The 21,567-nt window shown below is 73.8% G+C and carries 19 protein-coding genes and 1 pseudogene; 8 read left to right on the plus strand and 12 right to left on the minus strand.

Going from position 1 to position 21,567, the window contains the following annotated elements; all coding sequences use genetic code 11:
- Nucleotides 1-149 precede the first annotated feature (149 nt).
- Nucleotides 150-1,046, plus strand: a complete 897-nt coding sequence (locus AMK18_RS02155) for a LysR family transcriptional regulator (RefSeq protein ID WP_018100623.1) — start codon at nucleotides 150-152, stop codon at nucleotides 1,044-1,046.
- 1 nt (nucleotide 1,047) lies between these two features.
- Here the strand turns inward: AMK18_RS02155 and AMK18_RS02160 are convergent, their stop codons facing one another.
- The 6 genes and pseudogenes from AMK18_RS02160 to AMK18_RS35645 form a co-directional block, all read right to left on the minus strand.
- Nucleotides 1,048-2,031 (minus strand): hypothetical protein, encoded by a 984-nt coding sequence (locus tag AMK18_RS02160; protein ID WP_073861423.1) that lies wholly within the window; start codon nucleotides 2,029-2,031, stop codon nucleotides 1,048-1,050.
- On the minus strand, nucleotides 2,024-2,548 hold the full coding sequence (locus AMK18_RS02165) for a GAF domain-containing protein (protein WP_018100621.1): 525 nt from the start codon (nucleotides 2,546-2,548) through the stop codon (nucleotides 2,024-2,026). Before AMK18_RS02165 ends, AMK18_RS02160 begins: the two co-directional genes overlap by 8 nt.
- Before the next feature lie 13 nt (nucleotides 2,549-2,561).
- On the minus strand, nucleotides 2,562-3,437 hold the full coding sequence (locus AMK18_RS02170) for a S8 family serine peptidase (RefSeq protein WP_018100620.1): 876 nt from the start codon (nucleotides 3,435-3,437) through the stop codon (nucleotides 2,562-2,564).
- The gene (locus AMK18_RS02175) at nucleotides 3,434-6,547 is read right to left on the minus strand and encodes an adenylate/guanylate cyclase domain-containing protein (RefSeq protein ID WP_073861424.1); all 3,114 of its coding nucleotides are present in this window, start codon (nucleotides 6,545-6,547) and stop codon (nucleotides 3,434-3,436) included. The genes AMK18_RS02170 and AMK18_RS02175 overlap by 4 nt, the downstream gene beginning before the upstream one ends.
- Entirely contained in the window at nucleotides 6,544-6,918 is a 375-nt protein-coding gene (locus tag AMK18_RS02180) for an aroma-sacti cluster domain-containing protein (protein WP_018100618.1), read from the minus strand. Before AMK18_RS02180 ends, AMK18_RS02175 begins: the two co-directional genes overlap by 4 nt.
- Before the next feature lie 6 nt (nucleotides 6,919-6,924).
- A pseudogene (locus AMK18_RS35645) lies at nucleotides 6,925-7,068 on the minus strand (helix-turn-helix domain-containing protein); the annotation flags it as partial.
- Between the two features lie 221 nt (nucleotides 7,069-7,289).
- Between AMK18_RS35645 and AMK18_RS02185 the strand changes: the two are divergent.
- From AMK18_RS02185 to AMK18_RS02210, 6 genes are all read left to right on the plus strand, one after another.
- Nucleotides 7,290-7,487 (plus strand): aroma-sacti cluster domain-containing protein, encoded by a 198-nt coding sequence (locus tag AMK18_RS02185; RefSeq protein ID WP_018100617.1) that lies wholly within the window; start codon nucleotides 7,290-7,292, stop codon nucleotides 7,485-7,487.
- A gap of 94 nt (nucleotides 7,488-7,581) precedes the next feature.
- Nucleotides 7,582-8,949 (plus strand): radical SAM protein, encoded by a 1,368-nt coding sequence (locus AMK18_RS02190; protein ID WP_241836428.1) that lies wholly within the window; start codon nucleotides 7,582-7,584, stop codon nucleotides 8,947-8,949.
- Entirely contained in the window at nucleotides 8,949-9,542 is a 594-nt protein-coding gene (locus tag AMK18_RS02195) for a flavoprotein (RefSeq protein WP_073861426.1), read from the plus strand. Before AMK18_RS02190 ends, AMK18_RS02195 begins: the two co-directional genes overlap by 1 nt.
- A 27-nt stretch (nucleotides 9,543-9,569) precedes the next feature.
- Nucleotides 9,570-10,910 (plus strand): MFS transporter, encoded by a 1,341-nt coding sequence (locus AMK18_RS02200; protein ID WP_241836429.1) that lies wholly within the window; start codon nucleotides 9,570-9,572, stop codon nucleotides 10,908-10,910.
- Complete coding sequence (locus tag AMK18_RS02205) at nucleotides 10,907-13,108, plus strand: B12-binding domain-containing radical SAM protein (protein ID WP_073861427.1); 2,202 nt, start codon at nucleotides 10,907-10,909, stop codon at nucleotides 13,106-13,108. Before AMK18_RS02200 ends, AMK18_RS02205 begins: the two co-directional genes overlap by 4 nt.
- 128 nt (nucleotides 13,109-13,236) lie before the next feature.
- Entirely contained in the window at nucleotides 13,237-14,463 is a 1,227-nt protein-coding gene (locus tag AMK18_RS02210; RefSeq protein ID WP_073861428.1) for an acetyl-CoA C-acetyltransferase, read from the plus strand.
- An 8-nt stretch (nucleotides 14,464-14,471) separates the two neighbouring features.
- Here the strand turns inward: AMK18_RS02210 and AMK18_RS02215 are convergent, their stop codons facing one another.
- The 5 genes from AMK18_RS02215 to AMK18_RS02235 form a co-directional block, all read right to left on the minus strand.
- The gene (locus AMK18_RS02215) at nucleotides 14,472-14,993 is read right to left on the minus strand and encodes a cupin domain-containing protein (RefSeq protein WP_073861429.1); all 522 of its coding nucleotides are present in this window, start codon (nucleotides 14,991-14,993) and stop codon (nucleotides 14,472-14,474) included.
- 127 nt (nucleotides 14,994-15,120) lie between these two features.
- Nucleotides 15,121-16,578, minus strand: coding sequence for a sialate:H+ symport family MFS transporter (locus AMK18_RS02220; protein ID WP_073861430.1), 1,458 nt, complete (start codon nucleotides 16,576-16,578; stop codon nucleotides 15,121-15,123).
- Between the two features lie 62 nt (nucleotides 16,579-16,640).
- Nucleotides 16,641-17,321 (minus strand): N-acetylmannosamine-6-phosphate 2-epimerase, encoded by a 681-nt coding sequence (locus AMK18_RS02225; RefSeq protein WP_073861431.1) that lies wholly within the window; start codon nucleotides 17,319-17,321, stop codon nucleotides 16,641-16,643.
- Nucleotides 17,318-18,310, minus strand: coding sequence for an ROK family protein (locus tag AMK18_RS02230; RefSeq protein WP_241836430.1), 993 nt, complete (start codon nucleotides 18,308-18,310; stop codon nucleotides 17,318-17,320). Before AMK18_RS02230 ends, AMK18_RS02225 begins: the two co-directional genes overlap by 4 nt.
- Entirely contained in the window at nucleotides 18,307-19,266 is a 960-nt protein-coding gene (locus tag AMK18_RS02235) for a dihydrodipicolinate synthase family protein (RefSeq protein WP_073861432.1), read from the minus strand. The genes AMK18_RS02230 and AMK18_RS02235 overlap by 4 nt, the downstream gene beginning before the upstream one ends.
- A gap of 104 nt (nucleotides 19,267-19,370) precedes the next feature.
- On the opposite strand from AMK18_RS02235, the gene AMK18_RS02240 reads away from it, so the two are divergent.
- A complete protein-coding gene (locus AMK18_RS02240; protein WP_073861433.1) occupies nucleotides 19,371-20,060 on the plus strand; it encodes a FadR/GntR family transcriptional regulator in 690 nt (229 codons plus the stop codon).
- Between the two features lie 54 nt (nucleotides 20,061-20,114).
- On the opposite strand, the gene AMK18_RS02245 is transcribed toward AMK18_RS02240, so the two are convergent.
- Nucleotides 20,115-21,551: an exo-alpha-sialidase gene (locus tag AMK18_RS02245; RefSeq protein WP_073861434.1), complete on the minus strand. Its 1,437-nt coding sequence runs from the start codon at nucleotides 21,549-21,551 to the stop codon at nucleotides 20,115-20,117.
- Nucleotides 21,552-21,567: the final 16 nt, after the last annotated feature.

The following is a 21,567-nucleotide window of genomic DNA, read 5'->3' on the forward strand; positions in this document are numbered from 1 at the left end:
TCTCACTGGGGCGGGCCGGGTGCCCGCGCTGCCGACGCTTTCAGTGGCTTTGATCGCCGTCCAATACCGAATTAGGCTCGGACCGAGACGCCCGGCGAATCAATGACCGACGACTCAATGATGAGGGCGGGTCGGGGGGAGGGGGCGGTATGGAGCTGCGGTATCTGTCCGCGTTCCTCGCCGTGGCGGAGGAACTGCACTTCGGGCGCGCCGCCAAACGGCTGCGGATGGCGCAGCCGCCGCTGAGCCAGCAGATCCGCCGTCTGGAGAAGGAACTGGGCGTCCAGCTCTTCGAACGCAACACCCGCTCGGTGCGGCTCACCAGCGCCGGGGAGTCCTTCCTCCAGCCGGTGCGGACCGTGCTGGACGATCTGGACACGGCGGTACGGGCCGCGAGGGCGGCCGGACAGGGCGCGTACGGGAGGGTCCGCATCGGCTTCGCGGGCGCGTCCAGCCACGAGACGCTGCCGCTGCTCACCCGGGCGGTGCGCGCCGCCCACCCGGGCATCGAACTCGTCATGACCGGCCAGACCTACGCCGACGTGGCGCTCGCCCGGGTCGCGGACGGCTCGCTCGACCTGGGGTTCGTCCGGCTGCCGGTGACCGCGCCCGGCGTGAGCTGCCGGGTGATCGACGAGGAGGAGCTGGTGTGCGCGCTGCCCCTCGACCACCCGCTCGCCGCCCGTCCGGAGATCCCGCTCGACGCGCTGGCCGGGGAGCCGTTCGTCGCGTTCCCCGCCAACACCGGCTCCACCGTGCGCGACGCGATGACCGGGGCCTGTGAGGCGGCCGGGTTCAGCCCGCGCGTGGTGCAGGAGGCGCCGGACTCGTACACCATCCTGGCGCTGGTCGCGGCGGGCGTCGGGGTGACGCTGACCGTCACCTCCGTCCAGCACATCCAGCTCAGCGGCCTGGTCTACCGCCCGCTGGCCGGACCGCCGATCCGACGGCAGCCGGCGCTCGCCTGGCGGACGGACAATCCGTCGGCCGCCCTGCGCGCGGTGCTGGACGTGGCGGAGCGGGCGCTGCCCACGCCGGGCAGCTGACTCAGCCGCCCCGGCCCGCTCCCAGGAAGGCGAGCAGGCTGACGGCCGCCGGGCGGGCGTCGCCGACGGCGGCCCGGTGCAGGTCCCGCACGGTCCGGACGACGGCCCGGGTCACCACGTCCACACCGGCCCTGCGCTCGAACCAGTGCCAGTCGCCGTGGGCGTTCATCTCCAGGAACACCGGCTCGTCCCGGGCCCACAGGAAGTCGAACGCCCCGTAGACCGCGCCGGTCTCCCCGGCCAGCGCACGCGCCGCCGACGCCACGGCGTCCGGCGGCCGGACCTCCCGTACGCGCACCTCGTCGGGGCGGGTCCAGATGTCCTCGGGGCGCTCCTTGGCCACCTCGAAGGCGTGCAGTTCGTCCCCGGCGAGGTAGACGCGGTACTCGGCGTCGTGCTCGACGTATTCCTGGACCACCACCGGTGTGCCCCGGGGCAGCCCCGGCACACCGGCGAGCCGGTCGCGGTCCACGACCCGGGGCAGGTACCAGTCGAACCGCCCCGGCTCCGGCTCCACGTAGTGCCGGTCCAGGACCTTGACCACGTACCGCTCGGCGGGGAGCAGCGCCGCCGCGTCCGCCGGGTCCGTGGTGACCAGCCCGCGCGGGGTGCGCACGCCGAGTGCCCGCGCCCGGTCCCGCTGCACCAGCTGCCCCGGATCGGCCGCGCCGATGGAGGCCGGGGAGGCGGCGGCCAGCTGCCGGGCGAGCGCGGCCCACGCGTCCCGGTGCACCATCCGCCCGCCGGCCGCCCCGGACAGCGGCGTCGCCCGCGGCGAGAAGTGCCGCAGCCAGGTCACCGTCGGGGCGAACCGGTACCCGTCCAGGGTCAGTTCGCCGTCCGGCCCCTGGACGGCCCGCACGTCCGCGAGGCCGTCCGCGTCGAGCCGGTGCACCGGCACGCCGATCCGCCGCAGCAGGCCGGACACCTCGGTCGCCTCCCGGTCGCCCCGCCTGGTGAGCAGCAGGACGCACCGCTCAGCCATGGGTCGGGGCCAGCAGCGATTCCGCCATCTCCAGGAGCCGCAGCGCCTTGTCGGAACGGTTACTGGGCTCGGCGGCGCGCAGCCGGGTGAGGAGTTCCAGGCCGATCGCCGCCTGGTCGGCCAGCAGGCCGAGGAGTTCGACGTCGGCCATCTCCCGTACGCCGCCCGCCCCCCGGTCCAGCACCTCCAGGACGCCGACGCACTCGTCGTCGCCGAACAGCGGGGCGGCCATGATGCTGTCGGGCACGTACCCGGTGGAGGCGGCGGCCTCGCCCGAGAAGTGCCGCGACTCGCGCAGGTCGTCCACGAGCATCGACTGGCCGGAGGCGGCGACCCAGCCCGCGATGCCGGTCCCGGCCGGGAAGCGCGTGCCGACCAACTGGCCGTCGCCCTCCCCGGCCACGGCCTCGAAGACCAGGTCGCCGGTCTCCGGATCGATGAGGAAGATCGAGGAGGCCGCCGCGCCGAACGCATGGCGCGCCACTTCCACGATGGACTGCAACAGGCGGCGCTCCACGGGCGTCGCGGCGTCAACGGGTTTCGTCATGCGCACCTCCAAGTCGACCGGTGGTGTTCCCGGCGCAGAGGAACAGCACCGTCTTCAGCTGGAACGGCGTGAGCCAGGGGTGCTTGCCGAGGATCAGCGCGCACAGGCCCGAGATGTGCGGCGCGGCGAAGCTGTTGCCGGTGGAGCGGATGGTGCCGCCACCGGGCCACGCCACGGGCACGCGCACCCCGCGCGCGTGGAACTCCACGGGCGGGGCGGGGTTGTAGTAGTACGTCATCGGGTCGTCCTCGTCGTGGCTGGCGACGGAGATCACCGAGGAGAACGACCAGGGATAGCTGGCCACCGGCCGGTTGTGCGCGGAGACGACGAGCGCGCAGCGGCGGAAGTAGGCCCGGTCGGCGAGCTCGTGGAGCTGCGCGGTCAGGGCGGGCCGGGTCGTCGCCAGACTCAGGTTGATGACGTCGAAGTTCTGCTCGACGGCCCAGGAGAGCCCGGCGATCAGGGCCGGGCCGCTGCCCGTCTTGCCGTCGGTCAGCACCTGGACGGACGAGACCGAGACCCCCGGCGCGACGGACCGGATCACCCCCGCGCAGGCGGTGCCGTGCCCGGCCCGGTCGGTGGGCTCGCACGGCACCATCGCCACCTCGCCGGCCTCGTCCTGGACGGCCGTCATCGCGAGGTCGACCGGGCCGACCATCGGATGGCCGCCCTCGACCCCGCTGTCCACCACGCACACCCGGACCCCGGAACCGTCGGAGCCGCCCCAGGCCCACTCGGGCGAGACCGAGTCCATGGGCACGGAGGCGAACCCCTCCGCCGCCTGCTCCCGGGTCGCGCCCCAGGCCGGGACGCCCGGTGTGTAGGCCCTCGCGGGCCGTCTCCAGGGCGGATCGCTCATCGCCTCTCCTCCAGCCCGGCCAGCCACGCCCGCAGGGTACGGGCGGGGAGCACGGCCTCCTTCGCAGTCAGCGCGGCCAGGGCGCGCCCGGCCGCGTGCCGGGCCCGCTCCGGTTCGCCCACCGCGTCCAGCACCCGGGCCGCCTCGGACCACACCTCACCGATGAGGCACGGGTCGTCGGTGCCGTCCAGGGCGGCGACGGCGCGCCCGGCGTCCCCGGCCGCCTCCCCGTACGCCCCGGCCCGGGCCCGCACCCGCGCCCGCAGCGCCAGTTGCACGGCCCGGGTACGCGTCTCGGTCGGCGAGTCCGGGGCCGGATCAACGAGTTCGGGCGCGTCGAGGAGGGCGTCCGTCCCGGCGCGGAACCGCTCGCGCGCCGCGTACAGCCGCAGGGTGGCCGCGGTCCGTTCCTGCCCCAGCGCGGCGAGCCCGTCCGCCGCCGCCGCGTAGTGGCCGGCCGCCGCCGGATGCGCACCGGCCAGGGACTCCACGAGCCCCGCCGTCTGGTCGGCCGCCAGGGTGCCGAGGGCCAGCCCCAGGTCGTCGCAGTGGACGCGGACCAGCGCGAGGTCCGCACGGGCCGCGTCCACCCGGTCCGACAGGGCGAGGTGGCGCGCCCGGGTCAGCAGGACCGGCACCAGCAGACTCCGGTCGCCGTCGAACCGTCCGACCAGGTCCTCGCAGAGCGCGATGGCCTGGGAGAGCGGGGTCGGCGACCACTGCGTCAGCTCGCAGATCGACGCCAGGATGCGGTTCCCCTCATAGGTGTCGCCGAGCCCGTGCGCCCGGGCGAGCGCGTCCCGCATGGCGGCCTCCGCCGCGCCGATCCGGCCCTCGGCGAAGCTCCGCAGCGAGGACAGCTGGTGCAGCCTGCACCAGCTCAGGTCGTCCGCGGCCCCCGGCGCGTCCTGCCCGGCACCCGGTCCGTACGGAACCCCGGCGGGCGCCGGTCCGCCCGAGCGCAGGGCGATCAGCTGCCGCAGGATGGCGCAGGTGTCCCGGGTCGGCACGTCGTCCGCGTTCCCGCGCTCCGCCCCGTCCACGGCCCGGCGGGCGCTGTCCCAACGGCCCAGCGCGGCATGGGCGTCGGTGATGCGGGCGGCCAGCACCCGGTGCTGCGGATCGCCGTCCGGGGTGAGGCCGCGGCCGCGCTCCATCAGCGAGACGGCGGCGGGCAGGTCGCGCCGGTGCAGCGCCCGGTAGCCGGTGGCCACCAGGGCGCGGGCCGCGCGGCCGGTCAGCGCGGGCAGCCCGGGATCACCCGGGTCCGCCTCGGACAGCAGCCGGCACGCGGACTCCAGATGGTGGGCGAGGTCGCCGTCCGCGGCCGGGCCCGGCGCCCGCCCGTCGAGCCGGTCGGCGAGCACGGTGTGCCAGGCCGCGCGCCGGGCCTTCGAGGTCATCTCGTACAGGGTGTCCCGGGCCAGCGCGCGGGTGAACCGGTAGGCGCCGGGCGGCCCGTACAGATGGATCACCCGGGAGCGCAGGAGCCGGTTCAGCGCCTCGTCCAAGGCCCCTCCGGCCAGGGCCGGTTCGTCCTCGGCGAGCGCGCGCACGTCCCCGGCGGTGAAGGACCCGCCCACCCCGGCCGCCCGTTCCAGGACGGCCCGGTCGGTGGCCGGCAGCCGGTCCAGCCAGGCGGTCAGCAGGACCCGGACCGAGGTGGGGACGCCCTGGTCCACCGCGCGGGGACCCGACAGGTTCTCCAGCAGCAGTTCGGCGAAGAGCGGATTGCCGTCGCACTCCCGGACGACCCGGGACAGCTCGTCCTCGGTGGCGACCGCCTCCTGCGCGGCGACCTCCGCCCGGTCCGCGAGCAGCCCCACCAGCCGTTCGGTGTGGGCGCGGGGCAGCGGGTCGAGGTGCAGCACCAGGTCCCCGCCGGACGGCGCCGCCGCCTCGCTCCGGGCCACCCGGACGACCAGCACCTCCGCGTCCCGTATCCCCTCGCACAGCTCGGCGACCATGCCGGCGAGCGTCGGCTGCGCCCACTGGAAGTCCTCCAGGACCAGGATCACGGCGGTGTCCCGGCCCAGGGCCTCCAGCAGCCGCCGGAACGCCCAGCCGATCTCCTCGACGCTCACCGGGAGCCCGTTGCCGGTGCGGATGCCCAGGGCGACGGCGAGCGCGGTGACCGCGCGGTCCGCGCTCGGGCGCAGCGTCTCCAGCGCGCCGCGGGCCTGCTCCCAGCCGCCGGGCAGCGACCAGACCGCGTCGGCCAGCGGGCGGTGGGCGAGCCCGGCCCCGTACGCCTGGCAGCCGGCCCGCAGGACGACGGCCCCGTCCGCGTCGTGCCGCGCCAGGAACTCCCGTACCAGGCGGGACTTCCCGATGCCCGGGGGACCGGTGACCGTGACGGGACGGCTGCGGCGCTCGCGGCGGACCGCCTGGAACTCGCGCAGCAGTGCGGCCAGATCGGCGTCCCGGCCGACGAGGGGCACCAGGTCCTCCTGGCCCGTGGACTCGGCGACCGAGAGCGCCCGCCAGGCGGCGACCGGTTCGCGTTTGCCCTTCACCCGCAGCGGGGCGACGGCCTCCATGCGGACCCGGCCGCCGACCAGTCCGGCGGTTTCCGCGCCGATCAGGATCTCGTGCGGCCCGGCGTGCGACTGGAGGCGGGCGGCGGTGTGCACGACGTCCCCGACGACCCGGGCCGCGCCGCCGAGTGCCCCCGCCACCACGGCCTCGCCCGAGGCGATCCCGCAGTGGATGTCCAGCCGCACCCCGGGCCCGGTCGCGATCGCCGCCACGGACTCGCGTACGGCGCAGGCGGCCCGGACCGCGTGCAGCGCGTCGTCCTCATGGGTGACGAAGGCGCCGAAGACGGCCATCACGGCGTCGCCGATGAACTTCTCGACCACACCGCCGTGTTCGGTGACCGCCGCGGTGCAGGCGCGGTAGTACCGGTCCATCGTGCGCCGCAGCGCTTCCGGGTCCAGGGTCTCGGCCAGCACGGTCGAGCCGACGAGGTCGATGAAGAGTGCCGTGACGATTCTGCGGCTGTCCGACGACGGCGCCCCCGCGACCACCGGCGTGCCGCACTCGGGGCAGAACCGGGCCCCGTCCGGCACCGCCGCCCGGCAACCGCCGCACCGCGCGGCGGCGTTCACAGGAGCTTGATGTCCTGTCCCTCCACCTCGGCGGAGACCGCTTCCAGTCGCTCCTTGACGGAGTTGAGGACCTGGACCTCCTGCTCGCTGAGCGCCGAGAGGACCGAGCGCTGCTCGACCGCCAGCAGGTCCACCGGATGTCCGGCCTCACGCAGTGCGTGCAGGGCGTCGAAGGTCATGGCTACCGGTACCTCGTTCCCGTAGTGCGGCCAGTCGAGCGAGACGCCGGCCGGTCCGATCGAGCACTCCGCGACCGCCGCCGCGAGGGCGCCGACGGCCTCGGGGGCCTCCTGCCGCTTCCGCTCGTCGGCGGGCAGCGGCGGCCAGATCCCCTGGACCAGAACGCCCTGGGCGTACAGCCGCGCAATCATTTCCGTGCGGTTCGACGCGCCCGTTCTTCGAAGCATGTTGCATAAGTGGGCCGCCACCGTGTGCGGGCTGATGCAGAGAGCTTCGGCGATATCCCGGTTCGAGGAGCCGGCGGCCACGAGCGAAGCGATAAGAATTTCACGCCTGGTCAAACCCTTTACCCCTCATTTCGGTGAGCAAAGCATGGGCCGGCGGAGGGATTTCCTCACTCCCGGGGGTCAGAGTAGCTGCGGGTCATGTTCCGGACAAGAACGCCTTGAGCGGGATCACCCGCCCGCCGATTCATAGTCGATCGAGGGATGTGAAGCCGGGGGACGCCGGAGCAGCCTTGCCGTTGCACCAGCCCGTGACCGTCTCCCTGAAGGAGTGACCCATGTCGCAAGCACCCCTCGACGCACTGCGCAGCGCCGGCACCCCGGTCGACCTGCTGTCGGACTCCGAGCGCGAGATCTTCAACGGCCTCAGCCCGGACGAGGTCGCGGTCCTCGGCTCGATCCAGGCCCGGCTGAACGCCGTGTCGGCCGCGGTCGAGGGCCAGGTCAACGACAACCAGGTCAACGTTCTCTGCTGATCCCAGCCTGGGCGGGTCCGGCGGCACCGGCCGCCGGACCCGCCGGAGACGACGCGCCCGACCGCCGTGCGTCCGGACACCCAGTGGGAGCGTGATGATGGACCAAGTCAGCAGATACCTGGTGCTGAGCGACCGCGCGTACGCCGACACCGCCGGCGTCCCGGTACGGCTCGCCTACGGCACCCGCACCGCGAGCACCGTGGCGGTCGACCTCCCCACCGCACGCGCCCTGGAGGCCGGCGACGCCGCCGCGATCAGCCCGGCCTGGACCGGCGCCCTGCGCGCGGCCCGGCTGCTCGTACCGGCCGGCGAGGACGAGCTGGCCGTCGTGCTCGACCGCAACCGGCGCGCCTCGGCGGACCGTTCGGCGGTCCACATCGCCCTGCTGCCGACCTCCTACTGCAACATGGGCTGCGCCTACTGCGGCCAGGAGCACACCAAGGGCGGCCTGTCCCGCAACCACCGCAGCCGGGTGCACGACCGCGTGCTGCGCGCCGTGACCGCCCCGGAGACCCGCAGCGCCCGCATCGACTGGTTCGGGGCCGAGCCGATGATGGGGTACGCGGTCATCCGCGACCTCGCCCCCCGGTTCGTGGCCGCCGCCGCCGAGCGCGGGGTCGCCTACTCCTCGGTGATCGTCACCAACGGTTCCCTCCTGAATCCCGCAAAAATCAACACCCTCATCCGTTCCTGCGGGGTCACGCATTTCGAGATCACGATCGACGGGCCGCCGGATATCCACAATGAACACCGGCCGCTGAAAAGCGGACGCGGATCTTTCTGGAACATCGTGCGCGCCGTGCGTTCCGTACTCGACGAACCGGACCTGGGGCCCACCCATTTCTCGTTCCGGACGAATGTCGATGTGCACAACCAGGACTCCGTTCCGCGCTATGTCGAGCTGATGGCGGAGCTGGGTTTCGGGCACCCCCGCGTTTCCTTCTCGATCGCTCCCGTGCACTCCTGGGGAAACGACGTGTCGGAGATCGAGGTCTCCAAGTACGAGTTCGCCGAACGCGAGACGGGGTGGCTCAGGCTGCTCACTGGTCACGGGCTGCACACGCAACTGCTGCCGACCACCGCGCGCAAGGTCCTCTGCCCCGCCACGACCCGCTCGTCCGAGATCATCAGCAGCACCGGCAACATCTTCTCGTGCAGCGAGTACCCCCTCGTCCCGGAGGCCGAGCGCACCCTCCCGCTCGTGCACATCGACCGGGCGGGCACCGAACCGCTCCGGCCGCTGGGCCCCTTCGACGGCTGGAACGACGAGATCGCCGCGGGCACCACCTGGTGCAAGAGCTGCGTCTTCATGCCGACCTGCGGAGGCTCCTGCCCCAAGGCGTGGCAGGAGGGCCATCCGCCCTGCCCCGGCTACAAGTACAACGTCCAGGACAGGCTGGACCTCATCGCCGCCCAGTGCGGCCTGCACGAGGTCGCCGGTGAGCCCGCCGGAGCCCGGTGATGACGGCGGAGACCGGCCCGGACACCCCGCGCCGGCTGCTCATCGGGGTCTGCGGCTCCGGCAACGTACTCGCCGTCCCGCAGTACCTCATGGCCCTGCGCACCGGCCTCGGACCCGGCGTCGAGATCCGGATGGCCATGACCCGCTCCGCCGCCGCGCTCATCCCGGCCGCGACCATGCGGCTGCTGTGCCGGGACGTGTACTGCGACGGCGAGGACGAGCTGACGACCGGTCATGTCGCCCCCGCCGTCTGGGCGGACCGGTTCGTCGTCCTGCCCGCCACCGCCAACATGCTCGGCCAGGCCGCCCACGGCCTCGCCTCCGGACTCCTCAGCTCCGCACTGCTCGCCCATGAACGCCCGGTGGTCTTCTTCCCGAGCATGAACAGCCTGATGTGGGAACGCCCCGCCGTCCGCCGCAACGTGGACCGGTTGCGCGCGGACGGCCATGCCGTCGTGGACCCGGTGCCCGCCGCCGGCTGGCAGATCGCCGCGGGCGACGTACGCAAGAACCTCGGGCTGCCGCCGCCCGCCACCGTGACGGCGGTGATCGGCGAGTTCCTGGACATGCCGGTCGGCTCGCTCGGCGGCTGACCACCCCACCCAGCAGATGGAGGAGACGTGGCAGCAGCCGGACAGAGGTTCCGGACGGCACTGACGGGCGGACCCCTGTCCGTGCACGGCTTCCGGCTGCTGCTCGCCGGACAGCTCTCCTCCACGGTCGGCGACTACTGCTACGCCGTCGCGCTGCCCTGGCTGATCCTCTCCGGCGACGGCGGCCCGGTCCTGCTCGGCACGGTCCTGGCCTGCTACGGGATCCCCCGCGTCGTCACCATTCCGCTGGGCGGGGTGGTGGCCGACCGGATCGGCGGCCGCCGGGTCATGCTGATGACCGACCTGGTGCGCGCCGCGGCCGTCGGCATCCTCGCGGTGCTCGCCTCGGCCGGGACGCCGACCCTGGGCCAGCTCGCCCCCATCGCCGTCGTCCTGGGCGCCTGCTCCGGCATGTTCATCCCCGCCTCGTACACCCTGCTGCCCGCCCTGCTGCGCAAGGAGGACCTGGGCCGGGGCAACGCCCTGTCGACCATGGTCAACCAGGTCGGCGGACTCCTCGGCCCCACCGCGGGCGGCGCCTTGGTCGCCGCCTTCGACGCGGGCCCGGCGCTCATCGTCGACGCCGCCTCCTTCCTCGTGTCCGCGCTGGTCCTCGCCCGGATCCGCACCGGCGCGGACGCCCCGGAACACGACGGGCCCGACGCCGCCGACGAGCCCCCGGCCCGCAAGGTGTCCTTCCCGGAACTGCTGCGCCACGGACGGCTGCTGCACGTCGTGCTCGTGGTGGCCCTCGTCTGCAATCTGGCCTTCAACGGCACGATCGAGGTCGCGCTGCCCGAACTCGCCCACCAGGGCATGGGCGCCACCGGCTACGGAATCCTGCTGACCTGCCTCAGCCTGGGCGGACTGGCCGGCTCCCTGGTCGCCGCCCGCAGCCGTCCGGTGCGGTCGCCCGCCTATCTGTTCGCCGCGCTCGCGGTCGTCATGGGCCTCGCCCTGAGCGCCGTCCCGTACGCCGGGGGGCTGGCCGGTGCCGCGGTGTGCGTGTGCGTCTACGCCCTGGCCAGCGGCTGGCAGAACATCGTCGTGGTGACGATGCTCCAGGTCTGGGCGCCCTCCGCGCTCATCGGCCGGGTCATGAGCCTGGTCATGCTGGCCGTCATGGGCACCTTCCCGGTCTCCGTCGCGGTGGCCGGCTTCGGGGTCCGCCACCTGGGCGCGGCCCCCTTCTTCCCGGTGGCGGGCGGGGCCATCGCCCTCACCGTCCTCGGCGCGCTCACCCAGCGGGTGTTCCGCGAGCACCGCGCCGACACCGAGTACGCCCCGCCGGTCCCCGTACCCGCCGGGACCCCGGCCGCCCGCTCCCCGCATCCGGGGCAGGACAACAGTCAGGAGTCACAGCGATGAGCGTGTTCGTCCCGTTGGGCATGCCGCGGTTCGAGGGCGGACCGGACCACGGCGCGCGGCCGGGCCGGGGCACCGGTAACACCGCGTACCTGCTGATCAACCCGCCGGTGACCGACCCGACGACCGCCTACCACTCCATCCCGTACCTCGTGGGCGCCGCCCGGGCGGCCGGCCACACCGAGTACGCCTGCGTGGACGCCAATCTCGACGCCTTCACCCATCTCGCCGACCCGGCACGCTTCGGCGCCACGCTCGCGGCGGCCCGCGCCCTGCGCGCCGAGATCGAGGCCAGGTCCGGCGCCCCCCGCCGCCACGACGAGATCCGCTACCGGCAGGCCCTGGCCGCCGAGGGCCTGACCGCCACCTCGGCGCGCGACGCGATCCGGGTGTTCCAGGACCCCGAGCTCTTCTACCACCCGCCGACCTACGCCCAGGCGGTCGCGGTGACGAGCCGGTGGTGGGAGCTGATCGCGCTGGAGATGCCGCCCGGCGCGGCGGACGGCTTCTCGATGCGGGTGAAGTCCGCGGTCAATCTGTGCTCCACGGCGGACCTGTCCGACCCGGAGGTCCCGGCGGCCGTGGCCCGCCCCTTCGAGGGCTACTTCGCCGACGCGTTCGTCCCGAAGCTGCGCGAACGCCCCTGGGCGGTGGTCGGGCTCTCGGTCAACTACACCAGCCAGCTGCCCGTCGCCCTGCGGATGGCCCGCCTGATCCGGGCCGAGCTGCCCGAGGCGGTGATCGTCTTCGGCGGCACCGAGGTCGGCGACGTGGTCAAGTACGCCACCGACCCGGCGTCGGCGTGGCAGGTCTTCCAGGACGCCGACCTCATCGTTCCGGGCGAGGGCGAGACCGCCCTCATCGGCATCCTCGACGCCGTCGGCAACGGAGCGGTCCGGGGCGGTGACGCCTTCGAGGGCATCGGCGGCGTGATGACCCGGCGCAGGCCCGACCCCGTCATCGCGTACAGCAGTGTGGCGACCCTCGACTCCCCGGCGTACGACGTCTGGGACTGGGACCGCTACTGGGCACCCGAACCGGTGATCCTGTACAGCCCGACCCGGGGGTGCTACTGGAACAAGTGCACCTTCTGCGACTACGGCCTCAACACCGACCGGCCGACCTCGCCCTCCCGCGAACGCCCCGTCGCCGCCGTCCTGGAGGACCTGCGGCAGGTCAGCCGCTACGGCAGGACCCTCTACTTCGCGGTGGACGCCATGTCCCCGCGCTATCTGCGCACCCTCGCCGCCGCCCTCGCCGAATCCTCCCTGGACCTGCGGTGGTCCGCCGAACTGCGCCTTGAGCGGACCTTCCCCAAGCGCTCCGCGGGCGAAGTCCTCGCCGCCTCCGGCTGTGTGGCGGTCTCCTTCGGCTACGAGTCCGGCACCCAGCGGGTCCTCGACCTCATCGACAAGGGCGTCAAGATCGATGTGGTCCCGGACGTCCTCGGGGAGCTGGCGCGCAACGGCATCGCCGCCCAGATGATGGGCTTCACCGGCTTCCCCACCGAGACCCGCGAGGAGGCGCTGGCGACGTACGAGTTCCTCCACCAGCACGAGAAGCTGTGGACGACCTCCGGCATCGGTGTGTTCGCGCTGACCCCCGGCTCCATGGTCGCCAAGGACCCCGACCGCTTCGGCATCGACGTCCTGCCGACCTCCGCGTCGGACGACATCCGGCGCTATCTGCCCTGGCGCGACCGTGAGTCCGGCGAGGTGCACTGGCCGGTCGCCGACGACCCCCGCATCCCGCGCGAGTACTTCGCGGGCAACCGCAGGACCAGCTTCGACCGGCCCTTCGTCGGCGGCATCGACTCCGCGCACACCCTGCTGTACTTCGCCCGCTTCGGCCGGGACCTGCTGCCCGAGGCCCCCGAGGGCGCCGGCCGCGACGAGGAGCCCCGCGTCCGCCTGGTCGAGGAGCCGGTCGTGACGATCCCGTTCGCCTCCATCGAGGGGCTGACCGGCATCGGCGACCTGATGGCGCAGGTCAGCCGCCGCAGCCGGGCGGACCTGGACACCACGTCCGGCGGTTACGCGGAATGGCTCGACGGGACCGGCACGGCCCGCCCCGGCTCCTGCGGGGTCCTTGTCCTCGCCCACGGCGACCTGGTCGAGGTGCCCGCCGGGGTGGACTTCGGCACGGACAACGCCGTGACCCGCGCCCTGCGCCTGATGCTCGCGACGCAGGCCCGCGCCTGAGGCGTCCGGGGCGGCCGATTGAGACGCCGGGCGTCTCGGTTCCGGGGAAACTGGGTATTGGACCGGTCACGCCGCCGGGTGCGAGGGTCGTGCCGGACCCCGCACCCGTCTCCCGGAAAGGCCCCGCCGTGCCCGACGCCCTCGATGTCGTGATCTGCGAACCCCTGCGCACCCCCATCGGCCGCTTCGGCGGGGTGTTCGCCGGGGAGAAGCCGGCCGCCCTCGCGGCCCGGGTGATCGCCGAGGTCGTCGCCCGCACCGGCATCGACCCCGACCGGGTGGACGAGGTGATCCTCGGCCACTCCTACCCGTCGGCGGAGGCCCCCGCGATCGGCCGGGTCGCCGCCCTGGACGCCGGGCTGCCGCAGTCGGTGACCGGCCTCCAGACCGACCGCCGCTGCGGCTCCGGGCTCCAGGCGGTCCTGGACGCGGCGATGCAGATCCGGGCCGGGTTCAGCGAGGTCGTGATCGCGGGCGGCGTCGACGTGATGAGCGGCGCCCCGTACTACACGCACGACGGGCGCTGGGGCATCAAGGGCCCCGGCCTCCAGCTCCACGACGCGCTCGCCCGGGGCCGGGTCACCGCGGGCGGCGTCCACCACCCGGTGCCCGGCGGCATGATCGAGACCGCGGAGAACCTGCGCCGGGCGTACGGGATCAGCCGCGAGGACCAGGACGCGCTGGCCCTGCGCTCGCAGCGGCGGGCCGGGCTGGCCGCCGCCGAGGGCCGGTACGAGAAGGAGACGGTCCCCGTCACCGTGAAGACCCGGAAGGGCGGGACGGTGGTCTCCGCCGACGAGCACCCCCGCCCCGACACTACCGCCGAACAGCTCGCCGCCCTCCGCCCGGTCATGCTGAAGTCCGACCCGGAGGCCACCGTCACCGCGGGCAACGCCAGCGGCCAGAACGACGCGGCGGCCGCCTGCCTGGTGACGAGCGCCGCCACCGCCGAACGCCTCGGCCTGACCCCGCTGGTCCGGCTGGTCTCCTTCGCCCGGGCCGGGGTGCCCGCCGCGACCATGGGCCTCGGCCCCGTCCCCGCCACGGAGGCCGCCCTCGGCCGCGCCGGACTCACGCTCGCCGACCTGGACCTGATCGAGCTGAACGAGGCGTTCGCCGCCCAGGTCCTGGCCTGCACCCGCGAGATGGGCCTCGGCGAGAAGGACCACGAGGAGCGGATCAACGTGAACGGTTCCGGCGTCTCGCTGGGCCACCCGGTCGGTGCGACCGGCGCCCGCATCCTCGCCACGCTCACCCGCGAGCTGTACCGCCGCGAGGCCCGCTACGGCCTGGAGACCATGTGCATCGGCGGCGGCCAGGGCCTCGCGGCGGTCTTCGAGCGTGTGGCGCCCTGACACGACGGCTACCGGGCCTCCGGCCCGAAGTCCTCCGTGAAGTAGCTGTCATGGCGGACGCGGAACCGCTTCAGCTCCTCGGGGCCGCGCTGCGACATCTCCGCGACCTGCTCGAAGTACTCCTCGCGCGGGGCGCCCGGCGAGAACAGCATGAGCATCGACATCGGCTCGTCGGTCACGTTCTTGAAGGCGTGCAGCCCGCCGACGGGCACGTACAGGAAGTCGCCCGTCCGGCCGGTCACCCACTTCTCGCCGTTGTAGAGCTCGATCTCGCCGGAGAGCACGTAGAACGACTCCGACATCGCCTTGTGGAAGTGGGTCTTCGCCCCGGCGGACCGGGCCGCCAGATCGACCTTGTACAGCCCGAACTCGCCGCCGGTGGAGTCGTTGGTGGCCAGGTAGTGGGTGGCGCCGCCGCCCGCCGAGGAGATGTCCGGCGGGGTGTCCGACGGCCGGAAGACGGCGTTCACCTCGCCCGTGGCGCCGAGGTAGCGGGGCTCCGGGTACTCCAGGTGCTCCGGGTACGACATGGTGCACTCCTTCGGTTGGCGTGCCCCCACCCTCGCCCCCGCCCCGGCCGGACGGCATCGGGCGCGCGGACGATCTCGACCCGGCCGGGGACCAGGCCCAGGGCCCCGTCCCCGGCCGACCATCGTCCTAGTTCTCCACGGACACCCGCTCGTCCGCCACCGGCCCCGCCGCCAGGTGGTCCGCCGCCGCGTCCGGGTCCGTCAGCCGGTTCAGCCGGGCCGGGACGTCGAAGCCGACGAGCAGCACCACGATCACCGTGCCCGCGAAGGTCAGCACGGCCAGCGCCCGGCCCAGGCTCATCCCGGACGCCAGATGCGCGCCGAGCACCGGCGCGACCGCCCCGCCCAGCGCGCCCACGTTGTAGGTGAAGCCGAGCGCCGCGCCCCGGCTCCGGGTCGGGAAGTGCCCGCCGATGTAGCGGGGGAGGAGCCCGGAGATGCCGAAGCTGGTCGCCTGGAGCAGGAAGAGCAGGGCGCCGAGGAGCAGGAGGTTGTCCTCCACCGCGAAGACCGGGTACACGAAGGCGAGCGAGGCCAGCAGCGTCAGCGCGTACGCCTTCTTCGTACCGATCCAGTCCCCGAGGAAACCGGCCGTCCAGCAGCCCACCATGGTGCCGAAGCCCGCGAAGTACAGGACATCGGTGACCTGGCCCGTGGAGTAGCCCAGCTCCGTCTTCAGGTACGTCGGCAGCAGCGCCTGGATCGGCCAGGAGTAGAGGAACGCGAAGAACAGCGTCACGATCATCGACAGGTACAGCACCCAGCCGCGCTTCCCGCCCAGCTGCACCGCGAGCGCGGCGAGGGAGACCCCGGCGACCACGGAGAGCAGCGGCACCAGGCCCGCGCCGCCCGGTGTGAAGACCAGGAACAGCGAGAGCGTGGCGACGGCCACCAGCATCGTGTTGACGGCCGCCCGGCGCGGGGTCAGGAACAGCGGCCGGAACGGATTGGGCTTCGCGCCCTCGTCCGCGACGGACTCCGTCCACTCCTCCGCCTCGGGCAGCGCCCGCCGCATCCACAGCGCGATGGCGATCGGGATCAGCCCGAGGTAGAACATCCAGCGCCAGCCGAGCGAGGGCACCACCCAGTCGTACACCTGGGCGGCCAGCACCGAGCCCACCGAGAAGCCGGAGATCAGGAAGCCGCTGGCCCGGTTGCGCAGCGCGGGCGGCCAGCTCTCCATGACGTACGTGGAGCTGGCGCTGTACTCCCCGGCCATGCCCATGCCGATGGCCAGCCGGGCGGCGAACAGGCTGTGGTAGTTCCAGGCGAACCCGCAGGCGAAGGTCCCCAGCGAGTACAGCAGGATGCTCGCCACCATCGACAGCTTGCGGCCGTAGCGGTCGCCGAGGGCGCCGAGCACGGCGCCGCCCAGCCAGCGGGTGATGAAGGCGCCGGAGATCAGGCTGGCGGCCTGCACCGTGCTCAGCCCGAAGTCGTCGCTGATCTCGGTCAGCACGAGGGTGATCAGCACGAAGTCGAAGCCGTCGAGGACATAGCCGATCCAGGCGGCGAAGAACGACTTCCACTGGGTGCGGCTCACCTGGCGGTACCAGGGGAGCGTGGGGGGTGTGGTGGTGTGCACGGTGACTCCAGAGTGCGGGACGGTGTTCGCCTTTGAACAGCCGTCCCGCGAAAAGGGGCAGGTCAGCGCCGGGTGATACCCGTCACGAAGCGGGCGGTGAGCGCCGTGGGCGCGGTGATGGCGGTGCCGACGACGACGCTGTGCGCGCCGCGCGCCAGGGCCTCGGCCGCGTCCTCGGGGGTGTTGATACGGCCTTCGGCGACGACGGGTACGTCGGTCGCGGCGGCGAGTGCGGCGACCAGGTCCAGGTCTGGCCCGGTCCGCTTCGGCTGCCCGGGCACATAGCCGGACAGGGTCGTGGAGACGAAGTCCGCGCCGAGCCGGGCGGCCGCGACGCCCTCGGCGAGAGTGGAGACGTCGGCCATGACGAGCGCGCCGGCCGCGTGCACCGCCTCGACCAGCTCCGCGAACGTCGAGCCGTCGGGGCGCGGCCGGTCGGTGGCGTCCGCCGCGACGACGGCCGCCCCGGCCCCGGCCACCGCGAGGGCGTGCCGGACGCTCGGCGTGATGTACACCCCGGTGTCGCCGTCCTTCCAGAGCCCGATGACCGGCAGGTCCACGGCGGCCGTGATCGCGGCGACGACCTCCGGCTCGTTGGCCCGGATCGCCGCGCCGCCGCCCGCGACCGCCGACTGCGCGAGCCGCACCAGCGTGGCGGTCTCCCGCATCGGGTCGCCCGGGGGCGCCTGGCAGGACACGATCAGCTTGCCCCGGAGGGCGGTGACCAGTTCGCGTGCGTTCATCGAAGGACTCCCGGTCGGTGGAGGGGAAGGGTGTGGGTGAGGGCCGCCGCGCCGAGCACGGCCGCGTCGTGGCCGAAGAGCGGGGCGCGCGGGACGAGTCCGCGCAGCGGCCCCATCAGCTCGGCCGCGAACGCCTCGCGCAGCGCGTCCCCGTACAGCGGTCCGATGCGCGGGACCCCGCCGCCGACGACGACCCGGTCGGGCCCGAGCGCGTTGGCGAGCCCGCCGAGCACCCGCCCGGCGGCCCGGGCGCCCGTGGTGATCGCGGTGACGGCGTCCGCGTCGCCCTCGGCGGCGCGCGCGGCGACCGTCTCCAGGCGGTCCACGGGCGCGCCGGTCAGCCGCGCGTAGTGGGCGGCGATCCCGGGCCCGGAGGCGATGACCTCCAGATGGCCGGTGGCCCCGCAGGTGCAGGGCAGCCCGGCCGCCTCCGGGCTCGGCAGGTGGCCCAGGTGCCCGGCGATGCCGGACGCGCCGTGCACCATCCGCCCGTCGGCCGCGACCGCGCCGCCGACTCCGGTCCCGATCGCCGCGAACAGCAGCGAGGCGTGGCCGCCGTGCTCGGCGCGCAGCGCGTCCAGCTCGGGGCCCGCCGTGGCGCGCACGTCGTTGTCGCAGGCCACCGCGGAGCCGGTGCGGTCCGCCAGGCCGGCGCCCAGCGGGGTCCCGGCCCAGCCCCGGATCGCGTCGGTGGCGCTGGTGACCGTGCCGGTACGGGGATCGATGACCCCGGCCGCCGCGACGCCGAGCACGGACGCGGTGCGGCCGGGGTCCACCTCGGCGACGGCCGCCGCGAGCGCGTCGAGCACCGCCGCCGCGCCGTCCCGGGCCGGGGTGGGCCGGGAGTGCCGGGCCACCACGGCGCCGTCCGCGCCGAACAGCGCGGCGGCGATCTTCGTACCGCCCAGATCCAGGCCCACGACCGGCCGCCGCGCCGAAGCCGCAGCCGTCACCGCAGCCGCCACCGGGTCCGTCTTCGGGCCCGTCATCGGACCGGCGGCAGGCCCGCGTCGCGCAGCCGCCCGGAGACGTACGCGACGGACTCCGCCGACAGCTGGACCTGCGGGAACACCGTGTCGCCGCACGCGATGACCCCGAGCAGCCTCAGCGCCGCCTTGAACGAGCCGAGCGCCGAGGAGCTGCGGCCCATGTCCGCCTCCGGGCCCGCGTCGACCATCGCGAACAGCTCGACCAGCCGCTCCTGCTCTTTGGCGGCCAGCGTCCAGTCCCCGGCGCGCGCGGCCTCGTAGAGCCGTACGTAACCGGCCGGGTCCACATTGCCGATGCCCGGGACGACCCCGTCGGCACCGGCCAGCAGGGCCGCGTCCACGGTCAGTTCGGACCCGGTGAGGATGCTGAAGTCCGGCACCGGGCCGTGCGCCCGGCCCTCGCGGCCGCCGAGCTCCACGACGAGCCGGCGCAGCCCGCCCTCGTCGCCGCTGCTGTCCTTGAGCCCGGCCAGCGTGCCGTCCTCGGCCAGCTCGCGGACCAGGGCGGCGGAGAGCTTGCTGTGCACGGCGACCGGGATGTCGTACGCGAACAGCGGCAGGTCCACCTCGGCGCGCAGCCGGCGGAAGTGGGCGGCGATCTCCCGGGGGTGGGTGCGGGTGTAGAAGGGCGCGGTCGCGACCAGGGCGTCCGCGCCGAGGGCGGCGGCGGTCCTGGCGTGCTCGGCGACCCGGGCCGTGGTGGTGTCGATGACCCCGGCGAGGACCGGGACCCGGCCGTCGGTGGCGTTGACGACGGTCTCCAGGACCGTGGCGCGCTGCTCGTCGGTGAGGTAGGCGACCTCGCTGGTGGACCCGAGCGCGAACAGCCCGTGCACACCGCCGCCGACGAGGTGGTCCACGAGCCGGGCGAGCGATGCGGTGTCGATCTCCCCGTGGGGGTCGAGGGGGGTGCAGACCGGCGGGACGACGCCGCGCAGCGGTGCGGACAGGGACATGAGAAGGACTCCAGACGTGAGACGTAAGATGTCTTATGTCTGCGGTACCTTAATCAGACGCTCCTGCGAACGGTCAAGGGGCACCAGCACCCCGGGAGGACGTTGTGGCGCGGCCCACCATGGCCCAGGACATCGAGCGCAGGGTCAAGGAGCTCATCCTGGAGCGCCGCCTCGCCCCCGGCGACGCCCTGCCCACCGAGACCGAGCTGATGGACCTCTTCGAGGCGGGCCGGGTCTCCGTGCGCGAGGCCCTGAAGTCGCTCCAGGCGGTCAAGGTCGTGGAGATCCGCCGGGGTTACGGGACCTTCGTGGGCTCGCTCTCCCTGTCACCGTTCGCCGAGGGCCTGGCCTTCCGGGCCGCCGTCCGCCACCGCCAGGGCGAACCGGGCCTGGCCGAGCTGATGAAGGTGCGCGAGGCGCTGGAGGCCGGGCTCGTCGGGGCCGTCGCGGCGGGCGTCCCGGAGGACGACCTCGACGTCCTGCGCGGGCTCGTCGCGACGATGGAGACCGAGGCGGCGGAGGGCGGCCGGGTCGCCCGCGCCACGGACCGGGCCTTCCACCTCGCGCTCTACGCCTCGCTCGACAACCACCTGCTCAGCGAGGTGCTGGACGCGTTCTGGGCCGCGATGGACCGGGTGCGCGAGGACTTCGACGACGGCCACCAGGATCCGTCGGTCACCTGCCGCCAGCACCGCGAGATCGTGGCGGCGGTGGCGGCGGCCGACGGCGAACGCGCGGTCCGGGCCATGCGCACCCACTTCGACGGCATCCGGGACCGGCTGAACGCGGGCTGACGCACGGACGCGGCCCCCGGCCCGCGAAGGACCCGGGGGCCGCGCCCGCACGCGTCACGGCGTGACGGTCACCGTCCTGCTCCCGGACGCGGACTTCCCGCTCGCCCGGTACGTCGCGGTCAGCTTCGCGTCACCGGAGGCACCGGCCGGGATCGTGACCGGCACCTTGACGTTGGCGCCTTCCCCGGGACGCGTCGCCGGGAACGCCACCGGCTTCGTCGTCCATCCGGCCGGGACGGCCAGTTCGACCGTGCCCGCGTCGCGCCGGACGTCCATCCGGTTGACGACCCGTACGGTGATCTCCGCGGTCGTCCCCGCCTTCAGCGTGGCCGGCGGGGTGATCGTGAGGTCGGCGCAGGTGCCGCCGAGCCACTTCAGGTCGAACGAGGAGTACGTGATGTGCTCGTAGTTCCCCCGCTCGTACAGCAGCCCGAGCCGGCCGTCCGGGAGCCGGGTCAGCGTCGAGTAGGCGGCGGCGCCGGGGTCCACGACCTTCCTGATCGGCCAGGTCTTCCCGTTGTCGCAGGACATCTTGACCGTGAGGTTCTTGCGCGAGGTCGCCTCGGTGTTGCTGAACAGCAGCCAGGAGGACTGCGGGTCCGAGGCCGCCGCGTCGGGGGCGTACCGCATGATCGACCCGTTGTTCGCCGGGTCGGGCAGCTGGGTGTCCTGGACGAACGGCGTGTACGTGACCCCGCCGTCCGAGGAGTACGCGACCGTACGGTACGGCGCCGAGCGGTTGTTGAGCATGACCCTGCCGTCGTTCAGCTCGACGGTCTTGTTCTCGTCGCCGCCGGGACCGACCGGGGTGCCCGTGTGCCAGGTCTCGCCGTGGTCGTCGCTGTACGCGCTGACCGCGTAGTTGGCGCCACCGTTCCGGATGGCGTACTGCTGGATCAGCCGGCCCTTGTGGGCGCCGTTGCGCAGCTGGATGCCCTCGCCGGACGCGGCGAACATCCCGCCCCAGGCCGGGTTCTTGATCTGCTTGGTGATCCGGCGGTGGGTCCAGGTGAGCCCGTCGTCGTCGGAGTAGCTGTAGTCGGCCTGGAGGACGTCCGGGTCGGTCTCGTCGTTGCCGGTGGCCGAGCCGAGGAAGCCCTGGTTCACCCCGGCCGCGTAGAACAGGAAGATCCGGCCGGTGACCCGGTCGACGAGCAGGCTCGGGTCCCCGTACCCCTTCGGCGCGGCGTCCTTGCGGACCACCTGCTGCGCCTGCCAGGTCGTACCGCCGTCGGTGCTCCGCCGCAGCACGATCCCGATGTTGGACGGCAGGTCGCCCAGGGTCGGCCGGGCGTCGTAGGCGGCGAGCAGGGTGCCCTGGTCCGTGGTGGTGAGCGCGGGGATGCGGTAGTGGGGGGAGCCGACGCCGTCGACGGTCAGGTCCTGGGACGTGAGCGTGCCGGGGGCGGGTGACGCGGCCTGCGCGGTGCCGGTCGTGGTGACGACCAGCAGGGCGGCGCCGAGCAGGGCGACAGGGACGGTTCGCTGCATGGACGATCTCTCTCTC

Source organism: Streptomyces sp. CB01249 (assembly GCF_001905735.1).
GTDB lineage: Bacteria > Actinomycetota > Actinomycetes > Streptomycetales > Streptomycetaceae > Streptomyces.